We start from the raw sequence: 17,861 nt of genomic DNA, 5'->3' as shown, positions 1-17,861 counted from the left end.
AATCAGCGCAGGCTGCCGACCGCAGCGGCGGGCAGCACGGTGACGGGCAGGCCGATCCCGTCGAGCTGCGGCTTCACGATCTTGGCGTCGCCGACCACGACCCACACCGCCTTGGTCGGATCGACCGCAGCACGGATCGCGGCGTTGAGCTGCGGCAGCGTCAGCGCGCGGTATTTCTGCGTGATCGTCGCGTAATAATCGTCGGGCCGCTTGAACAGGTCGTTTGCCTGCATCGCGCTGAGCAATGCGTTCGACGTCTCGAAGCTGCCCGGCAGCGAGCGCGTGCCGCCGGCAATGGCACGGTCGAACTCCACCTGCGTCATCGGTGCGGTGCCGACATAGCCGCTCAGCTCCTTGCGCAATTCCACGATCGCGGGGCCGGTCTTGTCGGCCTGGACCGGGGCGTTGACGAAATACGGTGCGGCATGTTCGTCGCGGACGAAACTGCCGCTGGCGCCATAGGCCCAATGCTTGTTCTCGCGGAGATTCATGTTGATACGCGCGAGGAAGCCGCCGCCGAGCGCATCGTTGGCGGTGGTGAGCGGAAGGAAATCGTCGCTGTTGGAGAGCGCCGTCGGCACCGCGCCGATGATCACCGATTGCGGCGAATCGGGGCGGTCGATCAGCACGATGCGCGGGCTGGAGGCCTTGGTCGCCTGATCGAACGCCTTCACGCCGGGCGCCCCCGTTCCCTTCCAGTCGCCGAAGCCGCGATCGAGCGCGGCCTTCACGTCGGCGAGCGGCAGGTCGCTGACGACGAAGATCTTGAGCTTCTCGGGCCGGAACCACGCCTGATGGAAAGCGATCAGATCGTCGCGAGTGAGCTTTGCGACGGCGGCCGGATCGCCCGCCCCCGCCGCCTTGGCATAGGGCGAGCCCGGCCCGTAGATCAGCTTCGGCAGCACGCGGCGGCCGAGCGAGCCCGGATCGGTCAGCTCCTGCGCGATGCCGGCGAGCTGGGCGTTGCGCAGCCGCTCGACCTCGGCGGGCGAGAAGGCGGGATGGCGGACCATGTCGGCGAGCAGATCGACCGCCGGGGCGAGATTGGCGCTCGGCGCGGCGACATAGGCGGTAGACCGGTCCGATCCCATGCCCATGCCGATCGACGCGCCGAGCCGCTCCTTCGTCTCGGCGATCTGGATCGAGTTGAGCGTCTCCGTGCCCTCGTCGAGCATGCCGAGCATCAGCGATTCGGTGCCGAGCTTGCCGGGCACGTCGGCGGCGACACCTGCGTCGAAGCTGAGAATGGCGCGCGTGAAGGGCACGGCGGTGCGCTGCGCATAGACCAGCTCAACGCCGTTGCTGAGCTTCGTGCGCTCGACCTTGGGATAGACAAGGTCCTGCAGCGCGCCGGCGGCAGGCATCGCCCCGCGCGTGCCGGTGAACGGCGGATCCTTCACCTCAGGCTTGGGCGGCGTCACCGTTTCGGCATAAGCCTCGCGCGCGCCGGGTTCGATCGTCAGCGAAAACACCGGGCGGGAGAGCCATTTCTTCGCGGCCGCCTGCACGCTTTGCGGCGTGGTGGCGGCGAGATCGGCGAGCTGCTTCTTGTAGAAGCCGGGATCGTTCGAATAAAGCGCGCCCTCCGCCAGCGTCGCCGCCTTGCCGCGCCCGCCGACCTGCTCGAGACCGGCGATGGTGCCGGACACCTCGCGCGTGACGTAGCGGTCGACCTCGTCCTTGGTCGGCCCATGCGCGAGGAAATCGGCGATCAGCGCATCGAGCCGCGTGGCGACGGTCGCTGGATCGACACCCGGCTTCACGACCGCGCTGATGGTGAAATAGCCGAGTTGAGAGAAGCTGGAGTTGGAGGCGTTGACGTTGACCGCGAGCTTCTCGCCACGCACCAGCGCATTGTCGAGGCGGCTGCTGGCGAGCCCGCCGAGCACGCCCGCCGCGACGTCGAGCGCGGTCGAATCCTTGTCGCTGAGACCCGGCACCGTCCAGGCACGCACCAACATCGTCGCCGCGACACGGTCCTTCGTGACGACCGATTTCGGCGCGGCGAGCGTCGGGATCGTCACCTGCGGCACGACGTTCTGCGGCCCGCGCGGGATCGCGCCGAAATATTTCTCGACGAGCGGCCTGGCCGTCGCCTCGTCGATGTCGCCGGCCAGCACCAGCACGGTGTTGTTGGGCCCGTAGTGATCCTTGAACCAGCTCTTCACATCGTCGAGGCTGGCGGCGTCGAGATCGGCCATCGATCCAATCGTGGTGTGGCCGTAAGGATGATCGGCCGGAAACAGCCCCTCCAGCAGCTTGTACTGGAACAAACCGTAGGGGCGGTTGTCGCCCTGGCGCTTCTCGTTCTGGACGACTCCGCGCTGCTTATCGAGGCGGCCCTGCGTGACGACGCCGAGCAGATAGCCCATCCGGTCGCTTTCGAGGAACAAAGTACGGTCGAGCGCGGTCTTGGGCACCGTCTCGAAATAATTGGTGCGGTCGAAATAGGTCGAGCCGTTCATGTCGGTGCCGCCGACCTGCTTGAGCGGCTCGTAGAAATCGCTCTGCGCATTCTCGCTGCCGTTGAACATCAGATGTTCGAACAGATGTGCGAAGCCGGTCTTGCCCTTGGGCTCGAACTTGGAGCCGACGTTGTACCAGACCGACACCGCGACGACCGGCGCCTTGCGGTCGGTATGGACGACCACGCGCAGGCCGTTCGCCAGCGTGAACTGCGTGTAGGGGATGTCGACCTGCTTGATCAGCGCGGCGACGGGCGCGGGCTTGGCGGCAGGTTTGGGAGCGGTTTGTGCGAGAGCAGGCTGCGCACTGGCGATGATGGTGGCGAGCGACAACGTGAGCAGCCTTGTCTTCATGGTGATCCTCCCGGGGGTGCCCTGCTATAGGACTCGCGCCGCCCGACGCAATCACCCCTGGTCCGTCGTCACGCCGCGATAGCTGTCGATCGTCTCGAACATCCGCGTCAGCGCCACCCGCTCGTCGGCGCTGAGTTCGGGCCGCCAGATTTCGAACAGCAGGACGACGCGCGTTTCGGTGCCGCGATTCCAGGCCTCATGCTGGAACGAATCGTCGAAGATCAACGTCTCGCCCGCGCGCCATTCGCGTGTCTCGGCGCCGACGCGGAGGGCGCAGCCAGGCGGAGCGATCAGCGGCAGGTGGCAGATCAGGCGCGTGTTAAGCAGCCCGTGATGCGGGCGGATGTGCGTGCCGGGCTTGAGCAGCGAGAAGAGCGCGGTCGGCGAACGCCCGGCGATTTCCGGCATCGGCGCGTGGCGCAGCGCGGCGAGGGTGGCGGGGCAATTCGGTTCGACCGGCAGGCCGGAGCGGTAGAGATAGCGCGCGCCCCAGCTCGGATCGCCGAGCAACGGATTGGCCGGCGCGGGGCGGCCGGGCGTGCGATCGACATACGGATCGAACCCGCCGCTCTGCATTGTGGTCAGCAACTCGCCGCGGATCGCCTCCGTCTCGGCTTCCAGCGCGGGCAGCCAGTCGAATTCGGCGCGCTCGAAAAAGGCGCGCTGGGCGAGGCCGGGGAAATAGAACATCGACGGTTGCTGGAGGTAGACCTCGCTGCGCCCCAGCAGCAGGTCGAGCGCGGCGCGGACGCGCGCGCCCGCCGCGCCGTTTGCCAACCCGGCCTCGGCGATACCGCGTTCGAGATGATCGGCGAAGCGGCGCGCGGCGGCGGCGATGAAGACCTCGCCCTGCCGCAGGCGCGGGAACAGCGCGGGGTCGACGCGCGCGCCGGGCTGCGTCGCGGTGTTGAGCGCGGTCTGGTAGAAGCTCTGTGCCGCGCGGTCGTCGCCGTGCCGCGCCTTCAGTTCGGCCATCGCCAGCAGGCTCGGCATGTGGCGCGGGTCGGCGATCAGCCGCTGGTTGAGGGCGGTAACTTCTGGATCCTCGCGCATATCGGCCATCATGCGACTCCTCTTGTGTGACAAAAGTGCAACACTATATGCGCTGCCGAAAAGGAGGGATCATCCACCCCATGAACCTGGAAAAATTCACCGACCGCGCCAAGGGCTTTCTGCAATCGGCGCAGACCGTCGCGATCCGCATGAGCCACCAGCGCATCGCGCCCGAGCATCTGCTGAAGGCGCTGCTCGAGGACGAGCAGGGCATGGCATCGGGCCTGATCGCATCGGCCGGGGGCGACGCGAAGCGCGCGCTGTCCGAAACCGACCTGGCGCTGGCGAAGATTCCCGCCGTGTCGGGATCGGGCGCGCAGGCATCGCCCGGCGTGGACAATGATCTCGTCCGCGTGCTCGATAGCGCCGAGCAGATCGCGCAGAAGGCGGGCGACAGCTTCGTCACTGTGGAACGGCTGCTGGTCGCGCTGGCGCTCTCGCTCAACACGGCGGCGGGCAAGGCGCTCAAGACGGCGGGCGTGACTCCCGAAGCGCTCAACACCGCGATCAACGCGCTGCGCGGCGGCCGCACCGCCGACACGGCGGGCGCGGAGGACCGCTACGACGCGCTCAAGAAATTCGCGCGCGACCTGACGCAGGCGGCGCGCGACGGCAAGCTCGATCCGGTCATCGGCCGCGACGAGGAAATCCGCCGCACGATCCAGATCCTTGCGCGGCGCACCAAGAACAACCCCGTCCTCATCGGTGAACCCGGCGTCGGCAAGACCGCCATCGCGGAAGGCCTCGCGCTGCGCATCGCCAATGGCGACGTGCCCGACACGCTCAAGGACCGCACGCTGATGGCGCTCGACATGGGCAGCCTGATCGCCGGCGCGAAATATCGCGGCGAGTTCGAGGAGCGGCTCAAGGGCGTGCTCGACGAGGTGAAGGCCGGCGAGGGCGATATCGTGCTGTTCATCGACGAGATGCACACGCTGATCGGCGCGGGCAAATCCGAAGGTGCGATGGACGCGGGCAATCTGCTCAAGCCCGCGCTCGCGCGCGGCGAGCTGCACTGCGTCGGCGCGACCACGCTCGACGAATATCGCAAGTACGTCGAGAAAGACCCGGCGCTCCAGCGGCGCTTCCAGCCGGTGTTCGTCGGCGAGCCGACGGTCGAGGACACGATCTCGATCCTGCGTGGCCTCAAGGAGAAATACGAGCTCCATCACGGCGTGCGTATCACCGACGGCGCGATCGTCGCGTCGGCGACGCTCGGCAACCGCTACATCACCGACCGCTTCCTGCCCGACAAGGCGATCGACCTGATGGACGAGGCCGCCAGCCGCATCCGCATGGAGGTCGAGTCGAAGCCCGAGGAGATCGAGACGCTCGACCGCCGCATCATCCAGCTCAAGATCGAGCGCGAGGCGCTGAAGCGCGAAAGCGATGCGGCGTCGAAGGACCGGCTGACGACGCTTGAGGCCGATCTCGCCAATCTCGAACAGCAATCGGCCGAGCTGACGACGCGCTGGCAGGGCGAAAAGGACAAGATCGCCGGCGAGGCGAAGCTGAAAGAACAGCTCGACGCCGCGCGGCTCGAGGTCGAACAGGCGCAGCGCGCCGGCGATCTCGGCAAGATGGCCGAGCTCAATTACGGCACCATCCCCGCGCTCACCAAGCAGCTCGAGGAAGCGCAGGGCGCGACCAAGGGCGCGATGCTGCGCGAGGAAGTCACCGCCGACGACATCGCCTCGGTCGTGAGCAAATGGACCGGCATCCCGATGGAGCGGATGCTGGAGGGCGAACGCTCCAAGCTGCTCCAGATGGAGGACGCGATCGGCAAGCGCGTGATCGGCCAGGCGGCCGCCGTGCGCGCCGTCTCCACCGCCGTGCGGCGCGCGCGCGCGGGGCTGCAGGATCCGAACCGGCCGATGGGATCGTTCCTGTTCCTGGGCCCCACCGGCGTCGGCAAGACAGAGCTGACCAAGGCGCTGGCGGAGTTCCTGTTCGACGATCCGACCGCGATGGTGCGCATCGACATGAGCGAGTTCATGGAAAAGCATGCGGTCGCGCGGCTGATCGGTGCCCCGCCCGGCTATGTCGGCTATGAGGAAGGCGGCGTGCTGACGGAAGCCGTACGGCGCAGGCCCTATCAGGTGATCCTGTTCGACGAGGTCGAGAAGGCGCACGGCGACGTGTTCAACGTGCTGCTGCAGGTGCTCGACGACGGGCGGCTGACCGACGGGCAGGGCCGCACGGTCGATTTCACCAACACGATCATCGTGCTGACCTCGAACCTCGGCTCGCAATTCCTGACGACGCTGGAGGACGGGCAGGACGTTGCCGCGGTCGAGCCGCAGGTGATGGAGATCGTGCGCGGGCATTTCCGCCCCGAATTCCTCAACCGGCTCGACGAGATCGTGCTGTTCCACCGGCTGGGGCAGAGCGAGATGGCGCCGATCGTCGACATCCAGGTCGCCCGGCTCGACAAGCTGCTGGCGGACCGCAAGGTGTCGCTGGAACTGACCGAGGGCGCACGCACCTGGCTGGGGCGGGTCGGCTACGATCCGGTCTACGGTGCGCGCCCGCTGAAGCGGGCCGTGCAGCGCTACCTGCAGGATCCGCTGGCGGACCTCATCCTGCGCGGCGAGGTAAAGGACGGCGCGACGGTGAAGGTGGACGAAGGCGACGGCAAGCTGGAGCTGGTGGTGGGGTAAACGGGGAAGCAGGGCGGCATCCGCCGCCCTGCTTGAGCCAGTCGTCACCCCGGCCTTGTGCCGGGGTCCAACGGGCCACGCTCAATCCGCCAGCGGCTCCAGCCCCAACCCGACCGCGAGATCGCTCCACGTCGGATTTTCGCGTTCGATGAGGTTGCACTTCCAATCGCGCCGGTATCGCTTGAGCTGTTTCTCGCGCGCGATCGCCTGCTCCATCGTGTCAGCAACCTCGTAGTAGACGAGCCGGTGGATTCCGAATTTGCGCGTATGTCCGTCGAAGACACCGTCTCGGTGCTGTTGCAGGCGACCGACAAGGTTTGATGTTACCCCGACATACAGCGCCCCGAGATAGCGGTTCGCCAGAATATAGACGCAGGGGACGCGCTCGACCTTCACACGGGGCGTGTGCCGCGCGTTGGACCCCGGCACAAGGCCGGGGTGACGGTTGGGGTCAGTCGCAGGTCACGCCGTTTCCACGTACCGCGGATGGTCCGGCCGCAGCGGGGGTTCGAAATTCTCGCGCCGCCAGATTGCGTCGTGCGGCTCCTCGGAATCGGGGACGGCGAAGCCGAGATAGCCGAAATAGGTGAGGATGCGGCGCTCGGACGGGTCGGTGATTTCGGTGCGGCCGTGCATGAAGCGCGTGTTGTCGAGCATCAGCAGATCGCCCGCCTGCCAGCCGACCGGCACCTCCAGCGCGGCGCCCGTATCGCGGATCGCGTGCAGCCACGCCTCGGGCATCGGATTGCCGTCGTCCATCACGGGATGATCGTTGCGGCCATGGTTGAAGCGCGCGAACAGCAGGAAATTGCCGAAGGCCGGCGCATCGATGAACATCGGCTTGTGCAGCGCCGGCCGCGTGAAATAGCGGACGATCTCGCCATCCGGGAAACGCCGGAATTCATAGGGGCAGCCCGGCGGCGGCGACGCGAGCTGCGCGTCGCTCGGTGTTTCGGTGCCGAGCCAGTAGCGCAGCAAGGAGGGCCAGGTCTGCTTGATGTAGAGCAGCCGGCGGTGCGCGAGCGCCTGATACAGACCGGGCGGCAAGGCCCGTACCAGCGCGACGCCGTCGCAGAGCGTCGTCTGGCCGCCCGCGCGCGGCGCGACGAGGCAGCCGAAGAACGCGACGTCGGGCTTCCACGGTTCGCGCGACAATTCGGGATGGAGCGAGAAGGCCCGCACGCCGGGATCGACGGTGAAGACGTTGGCGGGGCCGTCCACGGCCTCTCGACCGGGGCTCTCGTTGACGACCGACGTCGTGCAGAATTGCCGCGCGAAATCGCGAAACGCCGCAACGTCTAGCCCGAAGCCGCGAAACAGGATCGCGCCGTGCGTCTTGTAGAGATCGACGACCAGCGCCGGATCGAGATCGAGCACGCTCCCCTCCCCGTCGGCCACGACGATGACGTGCGGCTGGCGGGGGGCTGGCAGATGGACGTGCGGCATGGTGGCGCCACGGATAGCGGCCTTCGCGCGCCCGCGCTATAGCCGGAGCCATGCCGCTGACGCTCGACGATCTGTTCGCCACGCCCGATCACTATCTCCATTCCTTCGCGTTTTCTTCGGGGGGCGATCAGGCGGTGTTCGTGCCGATGGACCGCGCCGCCTATCACCGCTCGATCTTCCTCGACGGGCGGATATCGCCGGCCGAGGACGGATCGATGGCGCTGCCGCTCGCGACGGTCCTGCAGGGGGTGCGGCCGGCGGCGGCGACGGCGTGGATATTCCACATGGCGCATGTCGGATCGACCTTGCTCGCCCGCGCGCTCGACGGGGTGGAGGCGAGCCTCGTCCTGCGCGAGCCGCTGGCGCTGCGGCAATGCGCGATCCACCCCGACGACCGGCGGCTGGCGTTGGTGCTGGCGATGCTCGGCAAGCGCTACCGGGCGGACGCGCCCAGCCTCGTCAAGGCGAACGTGCCGGTCAACTTCCTGCTGCCGAAGCTGGCGGGGGCGAACCCGGAGGCGCGCGCGATCCTGCTGTATCTGCCGCTGCGCGATTACCTGCTGGCGATCCTGCGCAACGACGAGCATCGCACCTGGCTGCGCAACGTGACCGGGCAGCTCGCGCGCTATCTCGGCGACCTGTCGGCGCTGTCCGATGCCGAGCGCGCGGCCGCATTGTGGCTGGCGCAGGCGCGGGCCTTCGCCGGTGCGCTCGTTGCGATGCCGGGGGCGCGTGCGCTGAATGCGGAAGCGTTCTTCGCGGAGCCCGAGGCGGTGTTGAATGCGGCCGCCGCGCATCTCGGCGTGCCGCTCGCCCCCGCCGCGATCGCGGCGACCGTCGCGGGGCCGCTGTTCTCGACCTATTCGAAGAACCCGGCGCAGGCCTTCGACAATGCCGCGCGGGTCGCGCGCCGTCAGGAACTGGAGCGCGCGATCTCTGCCGAGCTCGATGCGGCGGCGGCGTGGATCGCGCGCAATGCCGCGGACGACGCCGAAGCGCCGCTGATCGCGGGCGCGCTCATTCGCTGACGCCGATCGCGCCCGGCGCGTCGTGCGCCTCCGCCGCGACGGCGTAGAAGCGGCGCAGCAGCTCCCGCTCGACCGGGGTGATGTACGGATTCCACACGTCGAGGATCAGGATCGCGCGGATCTGGTCCGAGCGGTTCCACGCCTCATGCTCGATCGTGTCGTCGAAGGCGAAGGCCTCGCCCTCGCGCCATTCGCGCGTCTCGCCGCCGACGCGGAAGGCGCAGCCGGGCGGCACGATCAGCGGCAGGTGGACGATCGTGCGCACGTTGCTGACGCCCGTATGCGCGGGGAGATGCGCGCCGGGACGCAGCAGCGAGAAGAATACGGTCGGCGTGCGGCCGGGCAGGTCGGACAGCGGCAGCGTCTCCACGATCGCCGCCGTCCGCGGCACGCGCGCGCAGACCGCATCGTCGCGCTGCCCGTCCTTCCACAGATGCATGGCCCCCCAGTCGAGCGACCGGTCGAGCGGCGACCATTTGTTGGCGGGCGTGCCGGGCGCCATCGCGACATAGGGGCGGATCGCGGCGGCATCCTCGGCCAGCACCGCCGCGATCTCGGCGCGGATGACGTCGGTCTGCGCCTCCAGATCGGCGAGCCAGGGAAAGTGGTCGCGGTCGAAGAATTCGTCGGCGGGCAGGAAGGGGAAGTGCATCCCGGCGCAGGTGTTGGCGAAGATCTCGCGGCGGCCGAGCGCATGGTCGACGCAGGCATCGACGCGGCGCAGGTCGCGCGGCGACGCGGCGGCACGGCTCTCCGCGAGCCCGGCGTCGATGCGCGCGGCGAAGGCGGCGCGCGCATGTTCCACGAAGGCGCGGGCATGCTCCAGCATCGCCTCGAGCTCGGGCGAACGCTCCTCGATCATCGGCGCCATCGCCAGCACGCCGCTCCACCGCTCCGACGCGCCCGCGACGTCGCCGCGCCGTTCGAGCAGTTCCGCCATGCGCGCCAGCGCCGGAAAATTGCGCTGGTCGAGCGACAGCGCGCCCTGCAGCGCCGCCTCCTCGCCCTTGTCGTCGTTCTGGTCGCGCCGCGCACGGGCGAGGTTGAGGCGCAATTCCGGCGCATCGGGGTCGGCGGCGATGGCGCGCTCCAGCAGCGCGGCGGCGGCGGCGTGATCGCCCTGCTTCAGCGCGTTGAGGCCGAGCGCATTGAGCGCCTGCGGATGCTCGGTCTGCGCGATGATCCCGCGAAAGATGCGCATCGCCGCGTCGATCCGGCCGGCGCGGCGCTCCTGGACGGCGGCGGTCAACATCTGCTGGATCTGCGCGTCGTTCACGCGGCCGAGCATATCCCGGCCTTCCCGGCTAGACAACGCGCGGCGCCGGACCCAGATTGCCGCGCGATGACGCCCCCCACTCCCGCCGAAGCGGCCGGCGACGCGCGCTGGCTCGCGCATCGCTACGACCCGCAAGCCGATGCGGTCCATTTCCTGCCGGTGAGCCGTGCGGACCACGCCGGCGCCACGTTCCTGACCGACGAATATCTGCCCGCCGGCCTGACGCCGCTCGTCGTTCGACGGAGCGAGGCGATGGCAGCGGCACCGCCGCCCGCGCCGCTGCACTTCCTGTTCCACTCGGCCTATTGCTGCTCGACGCTGCTGGCGCGCGCGGCCGACCGGCCGGGCTGGGCGATGGGGCTGAAGGAGCCCGTCATCCTCAACGACATCAACGGCTGGCGGCGGCGCGGCGGGCGGGGCCCGGACATGGCGCAGGTGCTCGCCGACACGCTGACGCTGCTCGCGCGGCCGTTCGGCGCGGGTGAGGCGGTGATCGCCAAGCCGTCGACCGCCGTCAACGGCCTCGCGCAGGCGATGCTGACGCTGCGGCCGGAGGCGCACGCCATCCTGATGTACGCGCCGTTGCGCACCTATCTCGCCTCGATCGCGAAGAAGGGGATCGACGGTCGGCTATGGGTGCGCACGTTGCTGAACGGGATGCTCGACGACCGGCTGATCGATCTCGGCTTCGAGCCGCGCGACTATCTCGGCCAGACCGACCTGCAGGTGGCGGCGGTCGGCTGGCTCGCGCACCAGATGCTGTTCGCGCGACTGGTGGCGGCATTTCCGGGCCGGGTCCGCACGCTCGACAGCGCGACGCTGCTGGCCGATCCCGGCGGCGCGCTACGGGCGATGGGAATGCTGTTCGGCAAGCCGCTGGACAATGCGGCGGTGGCGGAGATGCTCGCCGGTCCCGCCTTTCGCACGCATTCGAAATCGGGCGCGGCGTTCGACGCCGGAGACCGCGCGAGCGAGCATGATGCCGCTGCGCGCGTCCATGCCGACGAGATCGACAAGGTCGCGATCTGGGCGGAAGCGGTCGCGGCCGGGGCGGGCGTCAGCCTGACATTGCCCGCCGCGCTCGTTTAACTGCAGCCCGTGCCGCCGTTGCCGGTCTGGCAGGAACTCACCGCCGGGCCGCCCTGCGCGCGCAGGTTGGCGCGGTCGGTTTCCCACTCGCGCTTGGTCTTGCATTCCTTGCGCGAGGCGACGAGCGAGCCCGTCACCGTGAAGCGCTTGCAGATGACCTTGTCATCGGCATCGGTCGCGCGCTCGCCGGTCTGCGCGGAAACCGTCTGCTGGGCGACGGCGGCGGCGAGCATCAGGGCCAGGAGTTTCAACATAAGGAAGGCTTCCCCCCGAGGGACATAGTGTTGCAATACACGCTATCATAGCGAGGACCGTTTTCAAGGCATGGCGAACATCCGGGTTTTGCGCACGCGGCTCGAACAGGCGCTCGGCGCCGGCGATATCGAGCGCGCCGCCGGACATGCCGCCGCGCTGCTGACGGCGGGTCAGGCCGATCCGCTGGTGCTGAACCTGGCGGCGTGGCGCAAGGAGGAGGCGGGCGATTTCGCCGGAGCCTATGCGCTGCTGCAGCGCGCGCTGGCGCTGTCGCCCGGCGACGTGCTGATTTTGGGATCGATCGGCGCGGTGCTGCGCAAGCAGGGCCTGCTCGACGAGGCGCTCGCCCTGCTCGACCGCGTCGTCGCGAGCGAGCCGCGCCATGCCGCCGCGTGGCTGGAGCGCGGCTATGTCCTCGACGAACTGCGGTCGGACGCGAAGGCCACGGAGAGCTATCTGCGCGCGCTGGCGATCGATCCGGGGCTCGCGCCCGCGCTCGGCAAGCTCGCCGATGCGGCGGCGCGGCGCGGCGATGCGGAGGCGAGCGCGGGCTATGCCGCGCGTGCGCTGGCGCTCAACCCGGCGGAGCCGGCGGCGGTATTCGCCGAGGCTTTCCTTGCGATCGAGGCGAAGGACGGGGCGCGCGGCGCGGCGTTGCTGGAGGCGCTGCTCGCGACCCGGCTGACACCCGAAGATCGTACGCGCACGCTGACGTTGCTCGGCGATGCCTATGACAAGCAGGATCGCACCGCCGACGCCTTTGCGACCTACAGTCGCGCGCAGGCGAATTTTCGCGATGCATACCGTGCGTTTCTGGAGCCCGGTCCCGACCGGCCGTCACACCGCAGCTTCATCGAGACGATCCTGCGTCAGGTCGAGCAAACCGGGGCGGTGGCCGCGCTGCCGACGGTTACCCCGGTCGCGGGGGAGGCCGCCGCCCATGTCTTCCTGCTCGGCTATCCGCGATCGGGCACCACGCTCATAGAGAACGTGCTGGCGAGCGCGCCGGGCGTCGTCGCGCTGGAGGAGCGCGACACGTTGACCGAGATCGACGCCGCGCTGCTCGCCAACGACGGGACGATGCCGCCGCTCGACAGCCTGGACCCGGCGCTGGTCGCGCGGCTGCGCGCCGCCTACTGGGCGCGGGTGCGCACGCTCGGCGGCGATGTCGCGGGCAAGACCCTGGTCGACATGAACCCGTTCAACGGCATCAAGCTGCCGATCCTCGCGCGGCTGTTCCCGGAGGCGCGGATCGTCATCATGCGGCGCGACCCGCGCGACGTGGTGCTGAGCTGCTTCCGCGTGAATTTCACGCCGGGCGCGGGGGCCTGGGCGTTCAGCGACCTTGAGGAGACCGCGCGGCACTACGATACGCTGATGCGGCTGATCGATTGCTGCCGGGGAAACCTGCCGCTCGCCTGCCACGAGGTGCGCTACGACCGGCTGGTGGCGGATTTCAAGCCGACGGTGGCGGCGCTGGCGGCGTTCATCGGGCTGGAATGGACCGACGATTTCGCCGCCTTCGACAAGACCGCCAAGGCGCGCGGCGTGCGCACCGCGAGCGCCACGCAGGTGCGGAAAGGTCTCTACAACGGCGGCGGCCAGTGGCGGCGCTATGCGGCGGAGCTGGCACCGGTGCTGCCGATTCTGGCGCCGTGGATCGCGCGTTTCGGCACGCCGGACTGACGCACAAAAAGGGGCGAGCCTTTCGGCCCGCCCCTGATTTTGCGTCGGTACGTTCGTCTTAGAACTTGACGGTCGCACCCACCGCGAAGCGACGGCCCAGCGCGTCGTAGGTCGACGGATAGGTATTGCCGCTGTTGAACGAGGTCGAACCCACGGTGCCGCCGACGATCGGAGGCTGACGGTCGAACAGGTTCATCACGGTGAAGGTGAACTGGAAGTTCTTCGCCACGCTGACGCGGGTCGACAGATCGAAATAGTCATAGGCGTTGATATGCCCGAAGTTGACCACTTCGCCCGCCAGCGCGCCCGAACCGATCGTGCCCGAGAAGGTCGTCACGCCCGGCTCGACGTCCATCGGGCTGATGTGACGCCACAGCAGCGAGAGGTCCGCAGGGCCGAAGGTGAAGGTCGTGCGCTGGCTGAAGCTGAACTGCGGCTGCAGCGAGCCCGGCGAGGACGACGGACCGGCCGAACCCGGCGAGCCGCAGTTCTGGCCGTACAGACCGATGCACTCGCGGTTATCGACCGCAGCGATCGGACCGCCAGCCCCCGGATAGCCCGGCGGGATGATCGAACCCGGCACGATCGCCTGGAAGGCCGAGCTCAGCGTGTAGTTGCCGATGAAGCTCAGCGCCAGCTTGGTCCAGCCGAAATCGTGGCGGTAGTTGACGCCGAAATCGATGCCGTCGGTGGTGATCCGGCCCGAGTTGGACGACGGCAGGATCAGGCCCTTCGTGGTCGCCGGATCGCCATCGAGCGCGCCGGTGACGGGGTTGCGGCCAAACAGCGCGCAAGCAGCCTTGTTGACGTTCGCCGCGGCACCCGCATTGTTGCCGAAGCAAGCCGCCACGAGATCGCCCGGACCAGGCTGCGAGATCGCGTTCTTCACCTTGATGTTATAGTAATCGACCGTGAACGACAGGCCGGGAACCCACTTGGGCTGCAGGACGACACCGAAGTTGTAGCTGTAGGACGTTTCCGGCCGCAGATAGGTGCCACCGGCGGTCGTGACGTTGGCCTGTGCCGCCGTCGGGTTGGCGATCGAACCGATCGACGCCAGCGGTGCGCCCTGCGCGATGCAGACCGCGGTCAGCGCCGCATTGCCGACCGGACGGCTGCCGCTGCACGGATCCTGCGACAGGTTGGTCAGGCCGGTGTTGATCGGCGCGAACAGCTCGGCGATGTTCGGGGCACGCACCGCGCGCTGGAAGCCGCCGCGGAACTTGACGCCGTCGACCGGCTCCCAGGTGGTGTTCGCCTTCCAGGTGAAGGTGTCGTAGCCCGGATCGCCCGCCGTCTGGATCTTGTAGGCGGAATAACGCGCGCCGAGTTCGAGCGTCAGGCTCTCGAAGAACGGCTTGCCTGCGGCGAGCGGGATGATCGCCTCGCCGTAGACTTCCTTCACATCGTACGAGCCGCTGTAGTTGGGCACAGCGCCGCCGGCACCGCCGAGCTCACCCGCCGTCTGCGACAGGATGTCGGCGATCTGGCGTGCGGTGTACTTGCGATACTCGGCACCGACCGCGAAGCCGATCGGCTGATCGGCCCAGGGCGAGGTGACGCCGAGGTCGCCGGTCAGCAGCGCGCGGGCCTGGGCCAGCGAGGTCTGCTGCTCGGTGAAGGCCGATGCCGTCAGGTACGGAACCTGGTTGGGCAGGATCGAGCCATCGGCGCCGAAGATGTTGACGGGAACGCAGCCGGAACCCGCCGTGATCGACGCGCCGGCGGCGGCGAGCGGCGGAAGCGCCGGGTTGGGGTTGGGAACGACCGGCGACGCGCTCAGGCAGCTGGTGGTGTTGGTCGCGTAGACGGCGCTGCGCAGACGCGAGATCAGCACATAGCCCGACTGGCGCTGCACGTTCGACGATTCGCCGTAGCTGCCCGACAGGTCGAGCGTCATCGACGGGCTGAGCGTGATCTTCGCGCCGCCGTGGAAATCGAAGAACTTGGTGACGAAGTTCGACAGACGCGGACCGACTTCGGTGGTGCGGCGGCCGACCGTCGTGGTGAACGAGCGGAAGTTGGGATCGTTCGGGTTGGTCGCCGTTGCGGCCGCGTCGCACTGCGCCTGCGTCAGCGTCTGGATGCCCGCGGTGTTGGGATCGAAATCGTTGTTGGCGCAGAACTGGTTGCGCGCGTTCGCCGGCAGATACGGGTTGCTTACCGGGATGGTGAGCAGCTGGCCGAACACGCCCGACGGCGCGATGATCGTGTCGACGGTGTTCTGCGACCACATGCCGCGGCCGTAGATCTCGACGTTGTCGGTGACTTCGTAGTTACCGGCGCCATAGACGTTGAAACGCTCGAACGGCGTCTGGAAGACGTTGTACGGGTTGAAGTTGAAGCCGTCACGCGAACCGACATAGGGACGCAGCGTGCCGTTGCCCGGCTGGATCGTGTTGAAGTTCGAACCCAGCGTGAAGCGGCCCGGAACGGTCGTGCCCGAACCGCCGCGTGCGCCGGTCGTCGAGGTGTAGTTGTTCTGCGAGATGCGGCGTGCGCCCTGATAGACGGGGTCCGACTTCTGATAGCCGCCCGACAGCACGATGTTGCCGCGGCCGTCGGCGAAGTTGTGACCGATCGTCACGTCGCCGCGGAAATAATGACCGTCGCCCTCGCCGGTGATCTGGTTCGACACGGCGACCTCGATCCCCGAAAAGTCCTTGCGGGTGATGAAGTTGATGACGCCCGACACGGCGTCTGCGCCGTAGGTGGTGGCGGCGCCGCCGGTCAGCGTGTCGACACGCTCGACCAGCGCGAGCGGGACGTTGTTGAGATCGACGCGGCCGACGTTGGTCGACGGCGTGACGCGGATACCGTCGAGCAGGACGACGTTGCGGAAGTTGCCCAGGCCGCGAAGATCGGCATAGGACGCGCCGTTGTTACCGTTGTTGACGGCCGAACCGATGCTCGGAACCGCGCCCGGCAGATCGCGCAGAACCTGGTCGGCGGTGTTGGTCTGGCGCAGCGTGAGCTCGTCCTTGCCGATAACGGACACGGGGCTCGACGCGGTCAGGTTCGGGTTGCGGATCAGCGTGCCGGTGACGACGATGTCCTTGGTCGGCGCCTCGGTCGTGTCGGCGGGCAGCGGTGCGGCCGGAGCGGTGTCCTGCGCGAAGGCGGGCGCTGCACCGAGCACGAGCGCGAACGGCGCCGCGGTCATCAGCAGACGCGACTTGCCTGCAAAAATCGTGGATTTGGTCATGGGGGTCCCTCTGTTTTCCCCGGCCGTCGTGCGGACGCCAGCCGGGTAATCCCATCCCTGGCGGCTGTTAAGACCGTCTCGGGACAATGCCCCTTGGATGAAGCGGTGATTTAGGACTGTAAAGCTGCGGTTGGTGCTGCACCGCACTTTCGTGACGGATGTATCCAAATTGCAACAGATCGAAATACGCCCGTAACAAACGACGTGCAGCGCGGCGGGCGCTATTGCCCGGCCGAATTGGGCCCCGGCATCGGCCCCGCGACGAGCAGCGGATCGAGCTTCGCCTGCCCCCAGCGGATCGCCCAGTGGAGGTGCGGCCCCGTCGCGCGGCCGGTCGCACCCGACAGCGCCACCGGCTGCCCGCGCCGGACATGATCGCCGGTGCGCACGTCGATCCGCGAGAGGTGGAGGAAGGCGCTGTTCACGCCCATGCCGTGATCGATCATCAGCAGATTGCCCTCCAGCGTGAAGGGCCGGTCGCTGGCGAGGATCACCACGCCGTCGGCGGGCGCGCGCACGACCGTGCCGGTCGGCACCGCGACGTCGAGCCCCGAATGATACGATCCCGCCTCGCCGTTCTTGTAGATGCGCTGCGACCCGAACATCGTCGAGATGCGGCCGGTCGTCGGCCACACGAACGGCTGACGCCATCCCTGCGCCTCGCTCTGGATGCGGCGCGCGGCGTTGATCTCGGCGAGCTCCGCGGGCCGCAAGCGCTCCATCGCCGGCAGCGGCACCGGATATTTGGGCAGGCTCGACAGCCGCGAGATATCCCAGGCGCGCGGCGCGATGGTGAGCTGGTCGCGCACCTGTTGGCCATCGCCGAGCGTCGCGAGCAGGATGGCGGTCGGCCCGGCGTCGCGATCGAGCCCGAAGGCGAAGCGGCCGTCGGGGGCGACCGGCACCCACGCGCCGTTGATCGCCAGCATCCGCGTATCGGACGGCGCGATGCCGATGACGAGCCCGCCCTGCACGAGGCTGCCCGAATAGCTGAACGCGGTGCGCGCCGGGGGGCGGTTGGGCTGGGACGTCGGGCGGCGTTCGACGGGACTGGGCGGCAGCGGCTGGATATTCTGCGGGCGCGGCGCTTCGCAGCTTCCCGCCAGCAGCATCACACCGATCGCGAGCGCCCCCCGGCCGCGCATCAGGGCGTCAGCGCTTCGGTGGCGACGACGGAGCTCGCATAGGCCTCCTGCCGCGCGACGCTCCAGTAACGGAGATCCTCGATCGCGATGCGTGCGCCCGTCACCGCGCAGACGACATGGTCGCCCGGCACCAGCACGCGAAAGCCGTTCGCCATGTAATGCAGGCGCGCGAGGCGATCGGTGTTGGACATCAGCATGG

General features: G+C 68.5%; 13 protein-coding genes. 4 read left to right on the top strand and 9 right to left on the bottom strand.

The window, feature by feature from the left end; translation table 11 throughout:
- Positions 1-2: 2 nt before the first annotated feature.
- Together Q5H94_RS04545 and Q5H94_RS04540 are read right to left on the bottom strand one after the other, a co-directional pair.
- Positions 3-2,819, bottom strand: a complete 2,817-nt coding sequence (locus Q5H94_RS04545; protein ID WP_304560028.1) for a M16 family metallopeptidase — start codon at positions 2,817-2,819, stop codon at positions 3-5.
- 51 nt (positions 2,820-2,870) lie between these two features.
- Positions 2,871-3,881, bottom strand: coding sequence for an aspartyl/asparaginyl beta-hydroxylase domain-containing protein (locus Q5H94_RS04540; RefSeq protein WP_304560027.1), 1,011 nt, complete (start codon positions 3,879-3,881; stop codon positions 2,871-2,873).
- A 71-nt stretch (positions 3,882-3,952) separates the two neighbouring features.
- Here Q5H94_RS04540 and clpB point away from each other — a divergent pair, with 71 nt between their 5' ends.
- Positions 3,953-6,532 (top strand): ATP-dependent chaperone ClpB, encoded by a 2,580-nt coding sequence (gene clpB, locus Q5H94_RS04535; RefSeq protein WP_304560026.1) that lies wholly within the window; start codon positions 3,953-3,955, stop codon positions 6,530-6,532.
- A gap of 81 nt (positions 6,533-6,613) precedes the next feature.
- Here clpB and Q5H94_RS04530 read toward each other — a convergent pair whose 3' ends face one another.
- Positions 6,614-6,928, bottom strand: a complete 315-nt coding sequence (locus Q5H94_RS04530; RefSeq protein WP_304560025.1) for a GIY-YIG nuclease family protein — start codon at positions 6,926-6,928, stop codon at positions 6,614-6,616.
- A gap of 66 nt (positions 6,929-6,994) precedes the next feature.
- On the bottom strand, positions 6,995-7,978 hold the full coding sequence (locus Q5H94_RS04525) for a TauD/TfdA family dioxygenase (protein WP_304560024.1): 984 nt from the start codon (positions 7,976-7,978) through the stop codon (positions 6,995-6,997).
- A 50-nt stretch (positions 7,979-8,028) separates the two neighbouring features.
- Between Q5H94_RS04525 and Q5H94_RS04520 the strand changes: the two genes are divergently transcribed.
- Positions 8,029-9,006 (top strand): hypothetical protein, encoded by a 978-nt coding sequence (locus tag Q5H94_RS04520; protein WP_304560023.1) that lies wholly within the window; start codon positions 8,029-8,031, stop codon positions 9,004-9,006.
- Here the strand turns inward: Q5H94_RS04520 and Q5H94_RS04515 are convergent.
- A complete protein-coding gene (locus Q5H94_RS04515; RefSeq protein ID WP_304560022.1) occupies positions 8,996-10,282 on the bottom strand; it encodes an aspartyl/asparaginyl beta-hydroxylase domain-containing protein in 1,287 nt (428 codons plus the stop codon). The genes Q5H94_RS04520 and Q5H94_RS04515 overlap by 11 nt on opposite strands.
- A gap of 66 nt (positions 10,283-10,348) precedes the next feature.
- Between Q5H94_RS04515 and Q5H94_RS04510 the strand changes: the two genes are divergently transcribed.
- The gene (locus Q5H94_RS04510; RefSeq protein WP_304560021.1) at positions 10,349-11,371 is read left to right on the top strand and encodes a hypothetical protein; all 1,023 of its coding nucleotides are present in this window, start codon (positions 10,349-10,351) and stop codon (positions 11,369-11,371) included.
- Here Q5H94_RS04510 and Q5H94_RS04505 read toward each other — a convergent pair.
- Entirely contained in the window at positions 11,368-11,625 is a 258-nt protein-coding gene (locus Q5H94_RS04505; protein ID WP_304560020.1) for a hypothetical protein, read from the bottom strand. The genes Q5H94_RS04510 and Q5H94_RS04505 overlap by 4 nt on opposite strands.
- A gap of 70 nt (positions 11,626-11,695) precedes the next feature.
- Here Q5H94_RS04505 and Q5H94_RS04500 point away from each other — a divergent pair, with 70 nt between their 5' ends.
- The gene (locus tag Q5H94_RS04500) at positions 11,696-13,312 is read left to right on the top strand and encodes a tetratricopeptide repeat-containing sulfotransferase family protein (protein WP_304560019.1); all 1,617 of its coding nucleotides are present in this window, start codon (positions 11,696-11,698) and stop codon (positions 13,310-13,312) included.
- Positions 13,313-13,370: 58 nt separating this feature from the next.
- On the opposite strand, the gene Q5H94_RS04495 is transcribed toward Q5H94_RS04500, so the two are convergent.
- The 3 genes from Q5H94_RS04495 to Q5H94_RS04485 form a co-directional block, all read right to left on the bottom strand.
- A complete protein-coding gene (locus Q5H94_RS04495; RefSeq protein ID WP_304560018.1) occupies positions 13,371-16,517 on the bottom strand; it encodes a TonB-dependent receptor domain-containing protein in 3,147 nt (1,048 codons plus the stop codon).
- A gap of 221 nt (positions 16,518-16,738) precedes the next feature.
- Complete coding sequence (locus Q5H94_RS04490; RefSeq protein WP_304560017.1) at positions 16,739-17,662, bottom strand: M23 family metallopeptidase; 924 nt, start codon at positions 17,660-17,662, stop codon at positions 16,739-16,741.
- Positions 17,662-17,859, bottom strand: coding sequence for a DUF2093 domain-containing protein (locus Q5H94_RS04485; protein WP_304560016.1), 198 nt, complete (start codon positions 17,857-17,859; stop codon positions 17,662-17,664). Before Q5H94_RS04485 ends, Q5H94_RS04490 begins: the two co-directional genes overlap by 1 nt.
- Between the last annotated feature and the right edge of the window lie 2 nt (positions 17,860-17,861).

Origin of the sequence: Sphingomonas immobilis (assembly GCF_030580995.1) — a bacterium.
Taxonomy (GTDB): domain Bacteria; phylum Pseudomonadota; class Alphaproteobacteria; order Sphingomonadales; family Sphingomonadaceae; genus Sphingomonas; species Sphingomonas immobilis.
Note: the sequence above shows the minus strand (reverse complement) of the source record. Positions and strands in the feature narration are given on the sequence as shown.